This window comes from Paraburkholderia sediminicola (assembly GCF_046027825.1).
GTDB lineage: Bacteria > Pseudomonadota > Gammaproteobacteria > Burkholderiales > Burkholderiaceae > Paraburkholderia > Paraburkholderia sediminicola_D.
In genome coordinates this window covers 1-18234 of the sequence record NZ_JAQQDU010000136.1, presented here as the reverse complement: position 1 = coordinate 18234, position 18234 = coordinate 1, and the positions used below count along the sequence as shown (strand labels likewise).

The 18234-nt window shown below is 60.9% G+C and carries 18 protein-coding genes; 9 read left to right on the top strand and 9 right to left on the bottom strand.

Annotated features, from left to right (window positions below; genetic code table 11):
- Positions 1-17: 17 nt before the first annotated feature.
- Both PQQ96_RS38830 and adh read right to left on the bottom strand, forming a co-directional pair.
- Positions 18-413 carry a DUF779 domain-containing protein gene (locus PQQ96_RS38830; protein ID WP_408302242.1) on the bottom strand — a complete coding sequence of 132 codons (396 nt, stop codon included), beginning with the start codon at positions 411-413 and terminating at the stop codon, positions 18-20.
- A 64-nt stretch (positions 414-477) separates the two neighbouring features.
- The gene (gene adh / locus PQQ96_RS38825) at positions 478-1998 is read right to left on the bottom strand and encodes an aldehyde dehydrogenase (protein ID WP_408302241.1); all 1521 of its coding nucleotides are present in this window, start codon (positions 1996-1998) and stop codon (positions 478-480) included.
- Between the two features lie 326 nt (positions 1999-2324).
- On the opposite strand from adh, the gene PQQ96_RS38820 reads away from it, so the two are divergent.
- Complete coding sequence (locus PQQ96_RS38820; protein WP_408302239.1) at positions 2325-3368, top strand: helix-turn-helix domain-containing protein; 1044 nt, start codon at positions 2325-2327, stop codon at positions 3366-3368.
- Positions 3369-3463: 95 nt separating this feature from the next.
- Here PQQ96_RS38820 and PQQ96_RS38815 read toward each other — a convergent pair whose 3' ends face one another.
- Positions 3464-3793: a double zinc ribbon domain-containing protein gene (locus PQQ96_RS38815; RefSeq protein WP_408302246.1), complete on the bottom strand. Its 330-nt coding sequence runs from the start codon at positions 3791-3793 to the stop codon at positions 3464-3466.
- Between the two features lie 74 nt (positions 3794-3867).
- Positions 3868-6417, bottom strand: coding sequence for a heavy metal translocating P-type ATPase (locus PQQ96_RS38810; RefSeq protein WP_408302237.1), 2550 nt, complete (start codon positions 6415-6417; stop codon positions 3868-3870).
- 80 nt (positions 6418-6497) lie between these two features.
- On the opposite strand from PQQ96_RS38810, the gene cadR reads away from it, so the two are divergent.
- From cadR to PQQ96_RS38785, 5 genes are all read left to right on the top strand, one after another.
- Positions 6498-6929 carry a Cd(II)/Pb(II)-responsive transcriptional regulator gene (gene cadR / locus PQQ96_RS38805; RefSeq protein WP_408302235.1) on the top strand — a complete coding sequence of 144 codons (432 nt, stop codon included), beginning with the start codon at positions 6498-6500 and terminating at the stop codon, positions 6927-6929.
- A 111-nt stretch (positions 6930-7040) separates the two neighbouring features.
- A complete protein-coding gene (locus tag PQQ96_RS38800) occupies positions 7041-7241 on the top strand; it encodes a hypothetical protein (protein ID WP_408302234.1) in 201 nt (66 codons plus the stop codon).
- Positions 7242-7285: 44 nt separating this feature from the next.
- Complete coding sequence (gene dbpA / locus PQQ96_RS38795) at positions 7286-8689, top strand: ATP-dependent RNA helicase DbpA (protein WP_408302231.1); 1404 nt, start codon at positions 7286-7288, stop codon at positions 8687-8689.
- 358 nt (positions 8690-9047) lie between these two features.
- Positions 9048-10202 carry a pyridoxal phosphate-dependent aminotransferase gene (locus tag PQQ96_RS38790; RefSeq protein ID WP_408302229.1) on the top strand — a complete coding sequence of 385 codons (1155 nt, stop codon included), beginning with the start codon at positions 9048-9050 and terminating at the stop codon, positions 10200-10202.
- A 28-nt stretch (positions 10203-10230) separates the two neighbouring features.
- Positions 10231-11025, top strand: a complete 795-nt coding sequence (locus tag PQQ96_RS38785; RefSeq protein WP_408302227.1) for an ABC transporter substrate-binding protein — start codon at positions 10231-10233, stop codon at positions 11023-11025.
- 1 nt (position 11026) lies between these two features.
- Here PQQ96_RS38785 and PQQ96_RS38780 read toward each other — a convergent pair whose 3' ends face one another.
- A complete protein-coding gene (locus PQQ96_RS38780; RefSeq protein ID WP_408302225.1) occupies positions 11027-12406 on the bottom strand; it encodes an FAD-dependent monooxygenase in 1380 nt (459 codons plus the stop codon).
- The gene (locus tag PQQ96_RS38775; RefSeq protein ID WP_408302244.1) at positions 12403-13062 is read right to left on the bottom strand and encodes a PadR family transcriptional regulator; all 660 of its coding nucleotides are present in this window, start codon (positions 13060-13062) and stop codon (positions 12403-12405) included. The genes PQQ96_RS38780 and PQQ96_RS38775 overlap by 4 nt, the downstream gene beginning before the upstream one ends.
- 212 nt (positions 13063-13274) lie before the next feature.
- Here PQQ96_RS38775 and PQQ96_RS38770 point away from each other — a divergent pair, with 212 nt between their 5' ends.
- Positions 13275-14120 (top strand): helix-turn-helix transcriptional regulator, encoded by an 846-nt coding sequence (locus PQQ96_RS38770; protein WP_408302223.1) that lies wholly within the window; start codon positions 13275-13277, stop codon positions 14118-14120.
- 10 nt (positions 14121-14130) lie between these two features.
- Here the strand turns inward: PQQ96_RS38770 and PQQ96_RS38765 are convergent, their stop codons facing one another.
- From PQQ96_RS38765 to PQQ96_RS38755, 3 genes are all read right to left on the bottom strand, one after another.
- Positions 14131-14718, bottom strand: coding sequence for a LysE family translocator (locus PQQ96_RS38765; protein ID WP_408302221.1), 588 nt, complete (start codon positions 14716-14718; stop codon positions 14131-14133).
- A gap of 188 nt (positions 14719-14906) precedes the next feature.
- Positions 14907-15650, bottom strand: coding sequence for a UPF0149 family protein (locus PQQ96_RS38760; protein ID WP_408302219.1), 744 nt, complete (start codon positions 15648-15650; stop codon positions 14907-14909).
- A gap of 339 nt (positions 15651-15989) precedes the next feature.
- Complete coding sequence (locus PQQ96_RS38755; RefSeq protein WP_408302218.1) at positions 15990-16847, bottom strand: hypothetical protein; 858 nt, start codon at positions 16845-16847, stop codon at positions 15990-15992.
- 94 nt (positions 16848-16941) lie between these two features.
- Between PQQ96_RS38755 and PQQ96_RS38750 the strand changes: the two genes are divergently transcribed.
- The gene (locus PQQ96_RS38750) at positions 16942-17253 is read left to right on the top strand and encodes a hypothetical protein (RefSeq protein ID WP_408302217.1); all 312 of its coding nucleotides are present in this window, start codon (positions 16942-16944) and stop codon (positions 17251-17253) included.
- Complete coding sequence (locus PQQ96_RS38745; protein ID WP_408302216.1) at positions 17253-18200, top strand: hypothetical protein; 948 nt, start codon at positions 17253-17255, stop codon at positions 18198-18200. Before PQQ96_RS38750 ends, PQQ96_RS38745 begins: the two co-directional genes overlap by 1 nt.
- The last annotated feature ends 34 nt before the right edge of the window (positions 18201-18234 follow it).

The window sequence follows — 18234 nt, the reverse complement described above, 5'->3', positions numbered from 1 at the left end:
AGCGTGACATAAAAACGCTAACCATCCGCCCGTTCCACAGGATGCGTTTCCAACCACGCGTTCTCCTCATCCTCGAAAAGCCGCGAGCGCGTCAAAAACCGCAATCCACTCGGCCGTTCCAAAGAAAACATCCCACCATTGCCCGGCACCACGTCGATGATCAACTGCGTGTGCTGCCAGTATTCGAACTGTGATTCGCTCATGTAGAACGGCACACCGGCAATCGTGCCGAGTTTCACATCGGACGAGCCGACCATGAACTCACTCCGTGGAAACATCATCGGTGCGCTGCCGTCGCAGCATCCACCGGATTGATGAAACAGCACGGCCCCGTGTTCTGCGCACAACTTATCGATCAAATCGACCGCAGCAGGCGTGGCGATCACGCGGGCCACTTCCTTCGCATCAGCCATCACATACCCTCCATGAAAAAGAGCGAGCCGCGCAATGCGGCCCGCTCGGACAGGGTCGTTACGCTCAGAAGAAACCGAGCGGCTTATCGCTATAGCTGACGAGCATGTTCTTGGTCTGCTGATAGTGGTCGAGCATCATCTTGTGATTTTCACGGCCGATGCCCGATTGCTTGTAGCCACCGAACGCAGCATGTGCCGGATATGCGTGATAGCAGTTGGTCCACACGCGACCTGCCTGGATTTCCCGGCCGAAGCGATAGGCGCGTGTACCGTCGCGTGTCCAGACACCGGCGCCCAGACCGTAGAGCGTATCGTTGGCGATCTCGAGCGCTTCGTCTTCCGTCTTGAAGGTCGTCACGGAAACAACCGGTCCAAAGATTTCTTCCTGGAAGATGCGCATCTTGTTGTGGCCGCGGAACACGGTCGGCTTCACGTAGTAGCCCTTGCTCAGTTCGCCGCCGAGCGTGTTGCGCTCACCACCGATGAGGCACTCAGCGCCTTCCTGCTTGCCGAGATCGACGTACGAGAGAATCTTCTCCAACTGCTCCTGCGAGGCTTGCGCGCCGATCATCGTCTTCGTGTCGAGCGGATGGCCTTGCGTGATGGCAGCCACACGCTTCAACGCGCGCTCCATGAAGCGGTCGTAGATCTTTTCGTCGATCAGCACACGCGACGGACACGTGCACACTTCGCCCTGATTCAGCGCGAACATCGTGAAGCCTTCGAGCGCCTTGTCGAAATAGCTGTCGTCCTCGTTCATCACGTCGGCGAAGAAAATGTTCGGGCTCTTGCCGCCGAGTTCGAGCGTCACCGGAATGATGTTCTGGCTCGCGTACTGCATGATCAGGCGGCCCGTCGTCGTCTCACCCGTGAAAGCGATCTTCGCGATGCGCTTGCTTGAGGCGAGCGGTTTACCGGCTTCGAGACCGAAACCGTTCACCACGTTCAGCACGCCCGGCGGCAGCAAATCGTGGATCAGTTCGAGCAGGACGAGAATCGACGCAGGCGTTTGCTCGGCCGGCTTCAGCACGACGCAATTGCCGGCAGCCAATGCGGGCGCGAGCTTCCACACCGCCATCAGGATCGGGAAATTCCACGGAATGATCTGGCCGACCACACCGAGTGGTTCATGGAAGTGATACGCGACGGTGTCGTGGTCGATCTCGGAGATCGAACCTTCCTGCGCACGCACGGCGCCGGCGAAATAGCGAAAATGATCGATGGCTAGCGGGATATCGGCCGCCATCGTTTCGCGTAGCGGCTTGCCGTTGTCGATCGTTTCAGCCACGGCGATGCGCTGCAGATTCGCTTCCATCCGGTCGGCGATACGGTTCAGGATGTTCGCGCGATCGGTGGTCGACGTCTTGCCCCACGCTGCCTTCGCACGATGCGCGGCGTCGAGGGCAAGTTCGATATCGGCTTCGCGCGAGCGCGGGATCGACGTGAACGGCTCGCCGGTGATCGGCGACACGTTGTCGAAGTACTCGCCACCCACGGGCTTGACCCATTCGCCGCCGATAAAATTCGCATACTGCTTTTTGTACGGGAATTCGGTGGTCAGAAACTGCATCTCTGCGTGATTCATCTGTGTGCTCCTCACATGTATGAATGGGCTATATTCGGCGCGATATTTCGCTTGGCCGCGAAAGGGTAGAGCCAGAACTGTGCCAATGCACCGCACTGGGGAACTGTGCACGTGCAGCAGGCACGCCTGTCAAGCAGGGCGCGTGGCACTGTTCAACTCGCCGAGGGATGAACGTCCCGTTTCTGACCAGTGTGCGCAGCCCTGTTCACAAATTGAACAGGGCGTGAACACGTGCCGCCTCGATCAAAGCAACGTAAGCTGCGAATCGGTTCGGCATGAGAATTGCCTTCCGTGTTTCCCTGACACCCTGTTTTCGCAGATCCGGTATGACGATTGAATTCCGAAACGACAGCCTGGCAGCACCGACGCACGCGCAACAGCCGAGCTTTTGCGTGCAGACCTGCGTCGCTTACGACGCCGACGAGCAGGCGCGCAATCTCCATGGCTGGAACCAGACCTACGACCAACTGACTGCGGGTCGCTTCGTCGGCGGCCTGACGGAGTTGTGCCTCGACCACATGCAGGTCTTCGTCGAAACGACCAGCCACACGCTGCGGCAGACCTGCGAGGTGCAGGAGGACGCTTACTGGTTCGGCATTCCGACTTGCCCCGAGGGCTCGGGTCGTATCGACGCCCAGGTGATCGCGGGCGATGCGCTCGCCTTTCGTCCGGGCGGAATCGAATTCGAATTGCTGACCTCGGCGGGCTACGAGATTTTCGGCGTGGTGGTGAAGGGGGACGTGCTGCGCCGGTATGCGGCTGAAGTGGAGCGGGTCGGGTTGGCCGACCATCTGCCGAACATGGAAGTCGTGTCGATCGGCACGGCTCGCAAGGCGCGCTTGTGTGCATCGCTGCGCCAGCTTCTCGATGACGGTGCGGCGAACGGCGCGCCGCTGTCCTCGTTCGCACGCAACAATTTGCAGGCGTCGGTGCTGGCGTCGCTATTCGATGTGGGCGCGTTGGCCGCGGGGGAGCCGGTTGCAATGCCGGCGCGTGGGCGCCGTCAGTCGATCGTGGCTGAAGCGCGCGAGTACGTCCTGACCAATCGCGAGCGCGCGGTTAACGTGCCGGAGTTGTGCGAGCGGCTGCATGTGAGCCGGCGCACGCTGCAATACTGCTTTCAGGACGTGCTTGGGATGGCGCCCGCCACCTATCTGCGGACGATCCGCTTGAACGGCGCGCGGCGCGATCTGTGCAATGCGTCGCCCGCATCAAGCTCGGTTCAGGATGTCGCCGCGGCGTGGGGCTTCTGGCATTTGAGCCAGTTTGCGACCGATTACCGGAAGCTGTTCGGCATACTGCCTTCCGATACGTTGAAGGCCGGGATCAATGGCCGCGCACAAACGGACGGCTATTCATTTGCGCATTAAGTGCACGGGGCATTGATGTATGTGAGGCAATGAAAAAAGGGCAGCCTGTGGGCCGCCCTTTTTTGTTTTGATTGATGCAGTCGGAGGTAGAGCCGTTAGATCGCGGTTCCGCACTGCTGGCAGAACCTGGCGCCTGGTGGCAGCGCAGCCTGACAGCCACTGCAGGTCGCCGGTAAAAGCGATGTGCCGCATTGCTGACAAAAACGGGCACCCATCGTGTTGACTGCGCGGCACGCCGGACAGGCTGTGCCGCTTCCGCTCGTAGCAGGCGACGGGGGCACGGGCGGCCTGCCGCCACCGTAGCCATCGTCGTGCGAACCATGGTGACCGCCGCGTCCCCAGTTCCCATGTCCGCCGCCGTGCCCACCGTCATGTCCACCGCCATGTCCACCGCCACCATGTCTGCCGCGATGGCCACCCAGCATCTTCTCCCAGAATCCCATTTCGACCTCCCTCTTAACGCTTCACCGGCTTTCACTCGCGGCCGGGCGCAGTGCTCCTACTTGCGCAGCAGCCGCAGGCCATTCGCCACCACCAGCAGGCTCGCGCCTACGTCGGCAAATACGGCCATCCACATCGTGCCGAGACCCATCAACGTCAGCACGAGGAAGACGCTCTTGATGCCCAGCGCCAGTGTGATGTTCTGCACCAGAACCGAATGCGTCGCCTTCGACAGGCGGATGAACTGCGGAATCTTGCGCAGATCGTCGTCCATCAAGGCGACGTCGGCGGTTTCGATTGCGGTGTCGGTGCCCATCGCGCCCATCGCAAAGCCGATGTCGGCGCGCGCCAATGCGGGGGCGTCGTTGATGCCGTCGCCGACCATGCCCACCGTCGCGCCTTCCTGCGACCACTGCGCCACCGCGTTGAGCTTGTCCTCAGGCAACTGATTGCCGCGTGCTTCGTCGATGCCGACTTGCTGTGCGATCGCGGCAGCCGTGTGCGGGTTGTCGCCGGTGAGCATGGCGGCCCGCACGCCGAGGCGCTGCAACTCGGCGATGGCGGCGCGGCTCGTGTCCTTCACGGTATCGGCGACGGCGAACAGCGCGAGCACGCGTTCGGCATCCACCAGCATCACGACGGTTTTGCCTTGCCCCTCGAGCGCGTCCAGCCGCGCTTCGAGCGAAGCCGAGCAGCGTCCGAGCTCTTCAACCAGCCGATGATTGCCGAGCCAGTACGGCAAGCCGTCGACTTCGCCGTACACGCCGCGGCCTGGCAGTGCCTCGAAGGCATCGACCGTGGCGCTGGCGACGCTTTCGCTTTTTGCCGCCGTCGCAATCGCCATCGACACCGGATGATCCGAACGACCCGCAAGGCTCGCCGCGAGTGTCGTGGTACGAACGACGTCGACGTCAGCCAGCATTTCGAACTCGGTTTGTACCGGCTTGCCGTGCGTGATCGTGCCGGTTTTGTCGAGTGCGAGCCAGCTCAGCTTGCGGCCCTGTTCGAGGTAGGCACCGCCCTTGATCAGGATGCCCTTGCGAGCGGCAGCCGCGAGACCGCTGACGATCGTCACCGGCGTCGAGATCACCAGTGCGCACGGACAGGCGATCACCAGCATCACCAGCGCCTTGTACACCCACTCGTGCCACAGCCCGCCGAACAGCAGCGGCGGCAGCACCGCCACGGCCAGCGCGACAGCAAACACGATCGGCGTATAGACCCGCGCGAACTGATCGACGAAACGCTGCGTCGGCGCTTTGGTGCTTTGCGCTTCTTCGACTGCGTGGATGATGCGCGCGAGCGTCGTGTTGCTCGCTGCGGCTGTGACGCGATAGTCGAACGAACCGGCCTGGTTGATCGTGCCGGCGAACACAGCGTCGCCCACAGTCTTGTCGACCGGCAGGCTTTCGCCGGTGATCGGCGCCTGATCGACGCTCGAGCGGCCCGAGACGATTTCGCCGTCGAGCGCGATTCGCTCACCCGGCTTCACGCGCACCACCGCGCCAAGCGCGATCGCTTTGAGGTCCATGAGCTGCCAACCGCCGTCTGCTTGCTGCACGCTCGCCTGTTCGGGCGTGAGCTGCATCAGCCCCTGGATGGCATTGCGGGCGCGGTCGAGCGACTTCGCTTCGATCAGTTCGGCGATCGTGAAGAGCACCATCACCATGGCGGCTTCCGGCCACTGCTGCAGGACCAGCGCGCCGGTGACTGCGATGCTCATCAGCGCGTTGATGTTGAGATTGCCGTTGCGGATCGCGAGCCAGCCCTTTCTGTACGTCGTGAGGCCGCAGGCGGCGATCGCGAGGATTGCCAGACCCGCAGCCAGCCAGGCAGGCGCACCAAGCCAGCCAGCGGCCTCTGAGCCCACCGCAGCAATGCCTGCGAGCGCCAGCGGCCACCACGGCTTGGTCGGCGCTTGAGGCACGGCTGCCGCGCCCGGGTTCGCGTCGGCCAGTTCCGGCGTGAAGTCGAGTGAACGGATTGCGGCAAGGATCGTGTCGAGCGCGTCCGGCGCATGGACAACGGTCAATACGCGCTGCATCAGGTTGAAGTCCATGCTGCGCACGGCCGGCATGCGGCTGAATTTCTTGCGGATCAGCGCTTCTTCAGTCGGGCAATCCATCTGCATGATGCGGATGGCGGTGCGCAGGTCGCTGCCGACGGCTTCGGATTGCGGCAGCTTGACCGGTGCGGCTGCGGCGTGCGCCGTTCCGCAGCAGCCGGCTTCTGCGTGGCTATGGGTGTGGCCGTGACCTTGACCGTGGTCATGGTCGTGCGCTTCGTGCCCATGGCTGCAGCTTTCGCCGTGAGCATGTTCGTCGTGGCGTTCATGAGCATGCAATGCGTGGCCGTGGTCGTGGCTTTTGCCGTGAGCGTGTTCACGCTCAAGTTCGCGAACACGTGCTTTGGCGCCATGGCTGCAGCTTTCGCCGTGCTCATGAGCGTCTTCCTGAGCACGCGTCTGGTGGCCGTGACCGCAGCTGTCACCATGCCCGTGGCTATGCGCGTCATCATCCGCATGCGTGTGAGCATGCCCTTCGTGCCCGTGGGCACAGGCTTTGGCCTGTTCCGGGCGGTCCACTTCGGCGAGGTTGGCTTGAGGCATGGGTGGCTTCCTGGTTCGATTTGTGGTCTAGTAAACACCTTGAAGCCACTACAAGGTCAAGGCCGCAATCTGGAGGGTCCATGAAAATTGGCGAACTGGCGAAAATCGCCCATTGCACGACCGAAACCATCCGTTTCTACGAAAAAGAGGGCCTGTTGCCCGAAGCGGAGCGCACCGAGGCCAATTACCGCAGCTATTCGGCGAGGCACGTCGAACGTCTGCGCTTCATCCGCAATTGCCGCGCGCTCGATATGACGCACGACGAAATTCGTGCGTTGCTGCGTCTGACAGACGCACCGGCGGACGGCTGCGGCGGCATCAATGACCTGATCGACGAGCACATTGCGCACGTCGACACGCGCATCGAAGAATTGAAGCAACTGAAGGTGCAATTGACCACGTTGCGCGAGCAATGCCACGGCGAACAGGCCGTTGAAGACTGCGGCATCGTCCAGGGCCTGACCGAAATGGACGTCGGCGCAGCGCGTGCGCGCCATACGCATCTGGGTTGACGCGCTCCGTCCTTATTGACGGCGGCGCCGATCGCGGTAGTGACGGCATATACGGCTGGGCCGCGTCGACGGCCCACCCAATCAACAATCGAATCGAGTTGGAGAATCAACGTGTTTACCTGTAGAAACCAGCCCTGCGGCGAGCAGTGGGAGATGTCGGACGTCGTCATCAAGAATGAAGGGCAGGGACTCCTGTTCCGTTGCCCGATGTGTGGCGCGCGCAATTACGTCGAACGTTTCGACGGGGAAGATGGCACCGTGCTGTACGAGCAGATCGAAGGCCGCCCCGCCACCGGCCCCATGGCCGAATAGTCCCAAGCCTTCAGCCCCTTCAGTCGATAGCGAGCCCTCACCCTATGAACAGTCCCACTCAAGCCGGCGCGCCGTTTAGCCAGCTACCGCTACCGCCCGCCACGCTCGCCAACCTGACGCAGCTCGGCTATGTCGAGATGACGCCGATTCAGGCAGCCAGCCTGCCGATCGCCCTGGCCGGCAACGATCTGATCGCCCAGGCGAAAACCGGCAGCGGCAAGACCGCGGCGTTTTCGCTGGCGCTGCTCAACCGCCTCGACGTGCGCAACTTCGCCGTGCAGGCGATGGTGCTGTGCCCGACGCGCGAACTCGCCGATCAGGTCACGCAGGAAATCCGCCGCCTGGCGCGCGCCGAAGAAAACATCAAGGTGCTGACGCTGTGCGGCGGCACGCCGATGCGTCCGCAAACCGCCAGCCTCGAACACGGTGCGCACATCGTGGTCGGCACGCCGGGCCGGATCATGGATCACCTCGAGCGCGGCAGTTTGCCGTTGCAGTCGCTGAACACGCTGGTGCTCGACGAAGCCGACCGCATGCTCGACATGGGTTTCTTCGACGACATCGCCACGGTCGTGAAGCAATGTCCGAAAGAGCGGCAAACACTGCTGTTCTCGGCGACGTACCCCGAAGGCATCGCCAAACTCAGCCAGCAATTCCTGCGCAATCCGAAGGAAGTGAAGCTCGCCGAGCGGCACGACAACACCAAGATTCGTCAGCGCTTTTATGAAGTGACCGAAGACCAGCGTCTGCATGCTGTCGGTTTGCTGCTGAACCACTATCGTCCGGTGAGCACGCTGGCGTTCTGCAACACCAAGCAGCAATGCCGCGATCTGCTCGACGTGCTGCGCGCGCAGGGTTTTCATGCGCTCGCGCTGCACGGCGAACTCGATCAGCGTGAACGCGATCAGGTGCTGATCCAGTTCGCAAACCGCAGTTGCTCGGTGCTGGTGGCCACCGACGTTGCCTCGCGCGGTCTGGACATCGCGGAGCTCGAAGCGGTGATCAACGTCGACGTGACGCCGGATCCGGAAGTGCACGTGCACCGCATCGGCCGCACGGGCCGCGCCGATCAGGAAGGCTGGGCGCTCAGTCTCGCCAGCATGAACGAGATGGGCCGCGTGGGCAGTCTCGAACAGGCGCAAAAGCGTGAAGTCGAGTGGCACAAGCTGGCCGATCTGAAACCGGCGAGCAACGAGCGTTTGCTGCCGCCGATGGAAACGCTGCAGATTCTCGGCGGCCGCAAGGAAAAGATCCGTCCGGGCGACGTGCTCGGCGCACTGACCGGCGAAGCAGGTTTCGCCGGGGCGCAGATCGGCAAGATCAATGTGACGGAAATGTCGACCTATGTGGCCGTGGAGCGCAGCATCGCGCGCGAGGCCATGCGCAAGCTCAGCGGCGGCAAGGTGAAGGGCAAGAAGGTCAAAGTCCGCATGATGGACGACGCCTGATCGTCGATTAGTTTGCTTTTGACGGCTGCGACCGCCCGGTCGCAGCCGGCTTAGTCGGCATGACCGCTGCGCATTGCGTGCAACTTCGCATCATCGCCGCGCATCACATTACGTCATACCTCAGCCGTTTTCCACGCTCCCCGCGCGGCTGCATTTCTCCTGCCAAACCCCCGATTTCATTGCCTTAGCCTGCCCCAGAAGGGCATTGCGCGAGCCATGACGTAAACGCATGCCGCGCATGACAAAGTTTCGATTGTGAGCGTTCTTTGGCTGATGCCTAATCATCGAACCGGATGGGACCGCCGCATCGTTGGCAGTCCGCGAATCCACTGCCGGATGGAGAAAGGGAGATAGTCTTATGCAGAGCGCCATGCAAGCTCGCTCGAAACTGCCTGACGTAGGCACGACGATTTTTACCGTGATCGGCCAACTGGCCGCCCAACACGATGCGCTGAACCTGTCGCAAGGCGCGCCGAATTTCGCGCCCGACGCGAAACTGATCGACGGTGTCGCGCAAGCCATGCGCGCCGGTCATAACCAGTACGCGCCGATGGCGGGTATCGCCGCCTTGCGCGAAGCGCTCGCCGACAAGGTCGAGGCGCTGTACGGCGTGCGTTACGACCCGTCGAGCGAGGTCACCGTGATCGCCAGTGCCAGCGAAGGCCTGTATTCGACGATCAGCGCGTTGGTGCATCCCGGCGATGAGGTGATCTACTTCGAGCCGTCATTCGATAGCTACGGCCCGATCGTTCGCCTGCAAGGCGCGACACCGATTCCGATCAAACTGTCGCTCGTCGATTTCCGCGTGGACTGGGATGAGGTCGCCGCCGCGATCACGCCGAAGACGCGCATGATCATCATCAACACGCCGCACAACCCGACTGCGACCGTGTTCAGCGAGGCCGACATCGCGCGTCTGAAGGCCGTGACGCGCAACACCGATATTGTGATTCTGGCGGACGAAGTCTACGAGCATGTTGTGTTCGACGGCGCCAAACATCAGAGCATGGCCTGCGATTCTGAACTCGCCGAGCGCAGCGTGATCGTGTCGTCGTTCGGCAAGTCGTATCACGTGACGGGTTGGCGCGTCGGTTACTGCCTCGCGCCCGCCGCACTGATGGACGAGATTCGCAAAGTCCATCAGTTCATGGTGTTTTCTGCCGATACACCGATGCAGTACGCGTTTGTCGATGCACTGGCCAATCGCGAGAGCTATCTCGGCCTGTCCGCGTTCTATCAGAAGAAACGCGATCTGCTTGTCCATGCGTTGCGCGAGTCGCGCTTCGAGTTGTTGCCGAGCGAAGGCAGCTTCTTCATGCTCGCGCGTTTTCGCGGTTTCTCCGAGGAAAGCGATAGCGATTTCGTGCTGCGCCTGATTCGCGATGCGCGTGTCGCGACGATTCCGCTGTCGGCGTTCTATACCGACGGCACGGATTCCGGCTTGATCCGCCTGAGTTTCTCGAAGGACGACGCGACGTTGATCGAAGGCGCGCGGCGTTTGTGCGAAATCTGATTATCGAAGTAAAGGGAAGGGACTCATTATGAAGTTGCTCAAGCCTCTATTGGCGCTGGCCTGCGCCTTCGCGTCGATCGCCGCATCGTCTGCGGCGTTCGCCGCCGATGCATCGACGCTGCGTTTTGGACTCGAGGCGCAGTATCCGCCGTTCGAATCGAAAGGGCCGAACGGTGAGTTGCAAGGTCTGGACGTCGACGTCGGCAATGCCGTCTGCGCCGCCGCGCATATGACGTGCAAATGGGTCGAAACTTCGTTCGACGGTTTGATTCCCGCACTGCAAGGCCGCAAGTTCGACGCGATCAATTCGGCGATGAATGCCACCGAGCAGCGCCGTCAGGCGATCGATTTCACGACCGTCGTGTATCGCGTGCCGACGCAGTTGATCGCGAAGCGCGACAGCGGCTTGCTGCCGACACCGGCATCGTTAAAGGGCAAACGCGTTGGCGTGCTGCAGGCGTCGATTCAGGAAACCTTCGCGAAGACGCATTGGGAACCGGCTGGCGTCACCATCGTGCCGTATCAGGACCAGAACCAGGTGTATACGGATCTCGTGGCGGGTCGCCTCGACGCGACGCTCGTGCTCGCGCCGGCCGGCCAGACGGGTTTTCTGTCGAAGCCTAACGGCAAGGACTATGCGTTCGTCGGTCAGCCGGTGCGCGATGACAAGATCCTCGGCAGCGGCATCGCGTACGGGATTCGCAAGGGCGACACTGCGCTGCGTGATCAGTTAAACGCGGCGATTGCCAAAGTCCAGGCCGACGGTACGGTCAAGACGCTGGCTGCGAAGTATCTCGGCAATATCGACGTCTCGTCGAAGTAACTTATTGACCGGGGTACTGACCCTGCGCGGCGGGTGCCGCGTTGTGATCGACGCCGCGAAATTCGTTTTCGGCGTCGATCATGCGACGCTTGAGCATCGGCACGTTATTCACCACACGCAAGGTGGTGCGCATGGCGCTTAGCGCCATTCTTCCGACCACCGGACGATGCAGCGCACCGCTCGCATCAAACTGCTTGCGCGATTCCGCGACCGCGTGAAAGCCGTAGCGGCGCATTTCCTCCTCGTAACCCGCGACGGCGTCGTGGCCCGACAGCTTGCCCTGCTGTGCATCGGCCAGACGCGCGGCAAGGAGCGCGGCATCGCGCAGCGCGGTGTTCGCACCGACGCCGCGGCCCGGCGTCATCAGATGCACCGCGTCACCCAGGACAGTGACGTTGGTGGTCGGCCATGCGTCGACCGGAACCGAGGTGCGCACGTCGACGCTGAAGGCCGTGGAAGGATCCGAAGCGCGAATCAGGGCGCGTAGATTGGGATGCCAGCCGTCGGTGATCTGCGTGGCGAGCGCGAGTAACGCGGCCTGCCCGAGCGGTTTGGGATCGGCCGGCAAGTTGTGCAACGCGCCCCAGACACCCCACATCAGATAGTCGCGCGTGTTGTCGTAGAGCAATCCCGGCCAGCGCGAGAGCAACTCGGCGTCATTGCTGCCGATGCCTTCCTTCATTCCGTCGCCGTCCGCACGCCACGGAAATTCCATCACGTGGACGATGCCGCCAAAGCCCTTCGGCGCGTTGATCAGCGTGATGCCGTCGAGTACCTTGGGCGGCAGGAGCGCGCGTGAGGCTTCGTCCATGCGCACTTTTGCGCCAACGCTGACGATGCCGGTGTTTTCTAGTCGCGCGTGCGGCAGCAATTGGCGGCGCACCTTCGAGCGCGCGCCGTCCGCGCCGATCAGCAGATCTGCCGTGGCGTGGGTGCCGTCCTCGAAATGTGCAGTGACGCTGCCGTCGGCATGCTGTTCGTACGACGTGAAAGTCTTGCCGAAATGCACGTTCGCTTCGAGGCCCGTCAGCAGCACTTGCCTGAGCGTCATCCGGCTGACCGATTTGCCGCCGCTCATCGATTCGTCTTCAAGCGGCACCGTGAGCAATTCGGTCATGCGCTCGGTCAGGATGTTGAAGTGGCCGGGCGTGCGCGCGCACGTTGCCAGAAACGTCGCATAGAGTTCCGGCGCAAGGCATGCCTTCAGCGACGCGAGCCCGTGCGGATTGATGCCGACGCGGTAGCCCTGCAAACCGTCCGCGCGCGTGCGGTCGCGTTCATACACATTCACATTGATGCCGGCGCGCTTCAACCCGTGCGCAAGACAGAGGCCGCCGGTGCCGGCCCCGATCACGATCACGTCCATGGGTTCACGGTTCATGACTTCGCCTCCTTTTTTGCGGCAGGTTGGGCAGGCCTGTACTTGGATTCGCCGGCCGGCAGCGTGAAACGTTGAGCAATTTCTTCGAGCCATTCGGGGCTCCAGGTCAGCGTGCCGGCCTTAAGATCGGTCACCACGCTACGAACCCAGTCCAGCTCGACAACCAGTTGCGCGCGCACCAGTTCGCCTTCGAGGAGGAACAGCCGCGGCACTTGAATCTGGGTGGCGTGTTCGGCGATGTCGTCGAGACGGATCAATTCCCGTTCGAGCGCGCCGATGCGGGTGTCGAGCTGACGACACACGTCGTCAGGCGAAAGCAGCGGCAGGAAAGAGAGCGCGGCCGGAAAGGCCGGGAATTCGCGGGCGGGCTGCGCAAGCTGCTCGCGTAGCCACAGACGGCCGGTGTCGCGGCCGGCCTCGGTGATTTCATAGACCGTGCGTTCGGGGAACGCGCCGTCGCGTTCCGTTTCGCGGATGGCGATCAGGTCGCCGCGCACCAGGCGATCGATGGTTTGGTACAGGCTGTTGCGCTGACCGACGTTGATCACCTCGTCCTTGCCGCGTGCCTTGATGAGTTGCTGCATCCGGTATGGATGCATTGGCCCTTCAGTCAGCATGGCGAGGACGGCGAGGGCGAGCGGAGAGTGGCGGACCATAGTCAACGTGCTTAGAGGCTAGTCTTAGTTTATCTAGTCATAATATAACTATTGATTTCGAGATAGGCAAGCACGGAATTTCGGAGTGACGTGCGGGCGCTATGCTTCCGGCGCTGGTCTGCGGCGGATTGCGCCGTTACGATGTGGTTCGCGCCGACATGCACAGGCGGCGAAGTTGCAACGGGACAAAGCGCATGGTCGAGGAGCACGCGATGAGCGGGACGAATGACGGGAGTGATTCAGCGGTGACGGCTGCGGCGCCGAAGTTCTGGCGTGATGAAGCCTTGCCGTTCATCGAGGCGCGTTCGATCGAAGACGGCCGCGAGGTCTGTTACGCCAAACACTCGCACGAGACGTTCTCGATCGGCGCCGTCACCGGCGGGCATAGCGTGTATGTGAATCGCCACGCGAGCGAATGGATCGGCGCCGGCGCGGTCGTGATGATGAATCCGGACGACGTGCACGCATGCAACCCGATTGCCGACGAGCGCTGGTCGTATCGGATGCTGCATGTCGAGGTCGATTGGCTCACGGGCCTGCAGCACGACCTGGGCTTCAGCGACAACCACGCGTTTCGCGCGTTCTCGCAGACCATGACGACAGTCCCGGCGTTGTTCGACGGTTTGAACCGTCTATACGCGGTTCTCGTCGACGACGATAGTGAGCCCATGCGCAAGGAAAGCGCTGCGGTCACTTTCTTCTCGGACGTACAACAGAAGTTGAATCCGGCGCCCCTGGCGGATCACGACGCGAGCGGCCAACTCGCGCGAGCCGCGGAATTTATCGCGGAAAACTGCACTCGTCCGCTGAAGCTGGAGGATGTCTGCAAGGCGACTGAGCTTTCCGCTTCGCACTTGATCCGCGCGTTCAAACAGCGTTATGGCATGACGCCGCACGCGTACCTGATCAATCGGCGCATTCAGTACAGCCGCGCACAACTTCGGCGCGGCTGCCCGATAGCGGACGTTGCGCTCGATGCGGGCTTTGCCGATCAGGCGCATTTGCAGCGGACCTTCAAGCGGCTGGTCGCGGCGACGCCGGGGCAGTATCGCAGTTGAATTGCGTGAGTCACGCAATCAGCAGATACAACGCGCTTGCCGTGAGCAAAGCCGCCATCGCACGATTGAATAACCTCACGCGCTTCGGCTCCTGCAAGTATCGACGCAGGAACGTGCCGGCATACGCCCAACTGGCAATCGATAGATAACAGACTACGAAGTACACGACGGTGAATTGCCAAACGAGGCGGCCGTCGCCCTCGGCCGCATAGGCGCCCATGCCGGCCAGTGAAGCGAGCCATGCTTTTGGATTGAGCCATTGCATCGCCGCGCCGTAGGCGAACGACGGCCCTCGATTGGGCTTGTCCGCGCCGAGCTTGCCGTCATCGATGGCGAGTTTGTAGGCCATGTAAAGCAGGAACCCGACGCCGGCCCATTTGACGAAGTCGATCAGGTTCGGGAAATGCGCGAGCAACTCATGCAGGCCCAGCCCGATGAGCAGCAACAGCAGCGTGAATCCGACGGTCGCGCCGGTCACATGCCGCATGCTCGCGGCAAATCCATGCTGTGCGCCGGTGCTGAGCGCGACAACATTGACCGGTCCGGGAGAAATCGACGAGGCCAACGCAAAGGCGGCCATGGAGAGTAAGACGGTCATCGGATGCCTCGATACGTGAGTGCGCAGGATTTGCGACGCTCAACGGTATCGGGCAGTGGGGAGGGGTGTATTGAAGGAAATGACTTTCCTGGATGATGCAGTGATGTAGGAGGCGGCACATGCACAGGAACCATGTGATCAGGTTCCTGCCGCTCGAAATGGGACGTTCGCGTCTACGTAAAGGGGCTTCAGTGAAGCGTCGCTGCATCGCCGCAGCACTTCTTGAATTTCTTGCCGCTGCCGCAAGGACACGGGTCGTTGCGCCCGACCTTGGGTTCAGTGCGCTGGATCGCGGCGAGCTTCTGCTCATGCACGGCCTGACGGTGGGGGAGCCAGAAACGATAAATCGCGGCAACGCTGGCGGGAATCTGTTTGGTGAGGGCGTCGCGCTGTTCTGCCGTGCCGACCAACTGCAACTCTTCCGGCGCAAGCCCCTCTGAGCCCATCAAGTGTAGCGGATGCAGCCATGCTCGCCCCTGCTCGCTATCGAACAGCGCTTGCCAGTCTTGCCGGACGAGCATGAGGCCCTGCATGAAGCCAAAAGCCCACGCTTCGCCGTCGATGTATTCGTGCTCACTGTCGTCAACCCGGCTGAAACCGAACACCGGTTCGAACTCATCGGGGTCATTTTCCATGCAGGTAATGATGCCGTTCATGTTCCGCAAGATCAGTCCGAGAATGTGCTGCGCCTGATCCACTGTTTCGAATGCAGGCGCGTCATTCTCGCTGGGGCCCCAGACGCCCGGCAGCCAGTAACTGGGCGGCACGGTAGTCGGCCCAATGGCCATCGCGGTCAGATAACCGTCGAGCCCCTCGATCGTCAGTGTCTCTTCCGACGTTACGTCGGAAATCAGAAACTCATCGAGTTCATCGAATTCTTCTTCGGACAGCGGGATGGCCAGATCGGCAGGGGCGAGTTTTGATTTGGACATAGTGAAGCTCCGGCGCTTCGGATCATGAGTCCCGATCGCATGTCGGGGGAATGCGGAGCCAACATTCTCACACCGTGCCGGCGCCGCAAAGCAAAAAGCCCAGTCGCGAGGACCGGGCTTTTTGTTGAATAGTTTGGTGGGGCGTGACAGATTCGAACTGTCGACCTACGGATTAAGAGTCAAACCAAGCGCCTTGTAGGTTACTGGCAATCACCTGATTTTGCAAGGAAGTTGGTTTCCCGACTGCATTGGGGATAACTCAGCATAACCGGTTGATTCCGGCAAAATTCCGGCATCGGATGCCCTTTGGCAATGAAATGTCCGACGATCAGGCCGTGACTAAATCAAACGCCCCCGGCGATAAATGCCCTTCCTCACTTCGATGAAAACCGGTTGATCGATCAACCGGAAAGCCGCTCTGTTCGTTGGCATGTCGATCACGTTACATGGGCGGGGGGCCGCGAGGAACTCGTCCGCCGTCCTGTCGCTGTCCACCCAACTTCGATCAATCGACACAGACTCCCTCGGCATCGTTTGCAACGGCGCAGCGCAATGCAATTGCCACGCGAGTGCTGGTGAAGACGGGGGCGGTCGAGTTGGCCCCAGCCGAGCTTTTTTGGCTTCAGCCATGCTTACCAACTGAGCAATACACGAGTCCAACGGTTCATCGACGGAAAATCCGAAAGCGGCGCGGTCTAAGCCTGGCCATTCTTTTTCCCACAAAAGACCCCACTGCCAGCACCATGAGCCTAATGTGATACCCCCATCGAGCCTTGTTTGATTTACATCGATAAGGTCGAAAAACGTCGGCCAGCCGTCCGCGTACGCAAGGAATAGGAAGCGTGGCCGTAGCCTTTGAGTTTCCGACTTATTGCACAGAAGATCGCGAAATTCCTCGGGGTATCCGATGAGCGTGCGATCGCTCGACTGGAAAATTGAAATGCGTCGCGATTTTCGCTTCGTGAGAGCTGCTACACGTTCTTCCAAGCTCTGGATTGCTGATGCGAGCGGCGCGGAACTCTTCTTTGCATATCTATGCGCCACTCCTTCCCAGAGGACGCCCCGCGGTGCAAGCGCCTTGTCAAGTTGGCCATATGTCATGCCACTTACCCAGCGGGCTTCTCGAACAAGCATCTCGGCGAAATTTTTCAGAGACCACTGTAGCTTTTGGCCACTGTTCGGGCCGACATTTGCCATCGCATTCCTCCTGGTCAAAAACTTGCCATGGACCGTCCAATGTTCAAATCATATTCTGCTCTGCGTACTAACGACAAGTAACTGGAGGTCTCCGATGGCAAAAAATGATAACGAGATTCGCCAAGCTTTTGCGCGTATGGCGTCGCAAGCGATCATCAATCGTGATGAACTCGCGGCGCTACTTGCGACGACCGCAGGGGCAATCACTCAAATGGCATATCGTGGCGAACTACCATCTACTGCCTTCCCCACGAAGCGCCGCGCTTGCTGGTTTGTCGGGGACATTCGCGAATGGCTGAATGGCGCTGCATCTGAACGCCAACGGATGCAGACGCAAGCTCCTAATGCATCGACGGAAGCCCGGATTGGTCGTCCCCGTCATTCGGTTGAGGAGGCGAAGCGCTGATGGCTCGCTACCGGCCAATATCGCCAGAGCAGGCGTGGCGTTCTGCAGATTCATGTGATCTGACTATCAGCGAGCGGTATGGCGAACTCTATTTGCTCACCAGTCCCTTCACCAACACGATTGGTTGTTATCGCGTGGTCAGTCGAATCGCGGCCGCAGAAATGGGCTTATCACAAGAGGAGTTCATCAACGTCGTGCAGCGTCTTCAGGATCGCAAGGTCATTGTATGTGTTGACGACTTTATCCTTGTTCGAACTTGGTTCCGTCATAACAGCTGGGAAGCGACGTTCTCTGGCAACGTTGCAAAGGCCGCAGCGAAAGAGCTTGCTAGTCTTCCGAATGAGCTTCGCGCGCACTGGGTGCAGGCATCGCTAGATGGCGGCGTCCCGGAAGCCGCGGTTCGTGGTCTGCTTCCGGAATTCGAATTAGCCACTCGGAAGGTTTGTGCGAAACGTTCCGTGGATGCCTTGGGAGGGGCACGCGAGGGCCTCGATAGGGACTTGCCAGTCCCTTCCAAGGAGCCACCTAACTACAACAACAACGAGAACAACAACGAAACTAAGAACACAACACCAACACAACTGATCTTCGACGACTCAATCGAATCACATCGAAAGTTGTTGTCACCACTGTTGGCCGGGGTAGAGATCAACGTCGCGCAGGCCATTTTGGATGAGCTGGTCGGGGCACTGGAGTCCGTTAAACGCGGTACCAGGCGCAAACCAATCGGCAGCGTCCGCGCCTGGGTAGCTGAACTCGTCAAGTTGGCCGAGTCGGGACGTTTTGATCCCGAACTTGCGCCGATCATTCGAGCAAGAAGGGAGCGAGAACATGGCGCCGCGAAAATCGAACCGGCGCCCACCTCACGCCCGATAGCGATACGGAACATGGCTATGGTCAAGTCAGCACTTACCTCGGGAAGCACTCGTAAGCGGGGGGCGTCGTGAGTCCGATATTAAGTGTCAATCTGGGACCCCTTAA

Coding starts and splice junctions, on each gene's coding strand:
- PQQ96_RS38830 (WP_408302242.1), bottom strand. CDS start 413: ATGGCTGATGCGAAGGAAGTGGCCCGCGTGATCGCCACGCCTGCTGCG.
- adh (WP_408302241.1), bottom strand. CDS start 1,998: ATGAATCACGCAGAGATGCAGTTTCTGACCACCGAATTCCCGTACAAA.
- PQQ96_RS38820 (WP_408302239.1), top strand. CDS start 2,325: ATGACGATTGAATTCCGAAACGACAGCCTGGCAGCACCGACGCACGCG.
- PQQ96_RS38815 (WP_408302246.1), bottom strand. CDS start 3,793: ATGCTGGGTGGCCATCGCGGCAGACATGGTGGCGGTGGACATGGCGGT.
- PQQ96_RS38810 (WP_408302237.1), bottom strand. CDS start 6,417: ATGCCTCAAGCCAACCTCGCCGAAGTGGACCGCCCGGAACAGGCCAAA.
- cadR (WP_408302235.1), top strand. CDS start 6,498: ATGAAAATTGGCGAACTGGCGAAAATCGCCCATTGCACGACCGAAACC.
- dbpA (WP_408302231.1), top strand. CDS start 7,286: ATGAACAGTCCCACTCAAGCCGGCGCGCCGTTTAGCCAGCTACCGCTA.
- PQQ96_RS38790 (WP_408302229.1), top strand. CDS start 9,048: ATGCAGAGCGCCATGCAAGCTCGCTCGAAACTGCCTGACGTAGGCACG.
- PQQ96_RS38785 (WP_408302227.1), top strand. CDS start 10,231: ATGAAGTTGCTCAAGCCTCTATTGGCGCTGGCCTGCGCCTTCGCGTCG.
- PQQ96_RS38780 (WP_408302225.1), bottom strand. CDS start 12,406: ATGAACCGTGAACCCATGGACGTGATCGTGATCGGGGCCGGCACCGGC.
- PQQ96_RS38775 (WP_408302244.1), bottom strand. CDS start 13,062: ATGGTCCGCCACTCTCCGCTCGCCCTCGCCGTCCTCGCCATGCTGACT.
- PQQ96_RS38770 (WP_408302223.1), top strand. CDS start 13,275: ATGAGCGGGACGAATGACGGGAGTGATTCAGCGGTGACGGCTGCGGCG.
- PQQ96_RS38765 (WP_408302221.1), bottom strand. CDS start 14,718: ATGACCGTCTTACTCTCCATGGCCGCCTTTGCGTTGGCCTCGTCGATT.
- PQQ96_RS38760 (WP_408302219.1), bottom strand. CDS start 15,650: ATGTCCAAATCAAAACTCGCCCCTGCCGATCTGGCCATCCCGCTGTCC.
- PQQ96_RS38755 (WP_408302218.1), bottom strand. CDS start 16,847: ATGGCAAATGTCGGCCCGAACAGTGGCCAAAAGCTACAGTGGTCTCTG.
- PQQ96_RS38750 (WP_408302217.1), top strand. CDS start 16,942: ATGGCAAAAAATGATAACGAGATTCGCCAAGCTTTTGCGCGTATGGCG.
- PQQ96_RS38745 (WP_408302216.1), top strand. CDS start 17,253: ATGGCTCGCTACCGGCCAATATCGCCAGAGCAGGCGTGGCGTTCTGCA.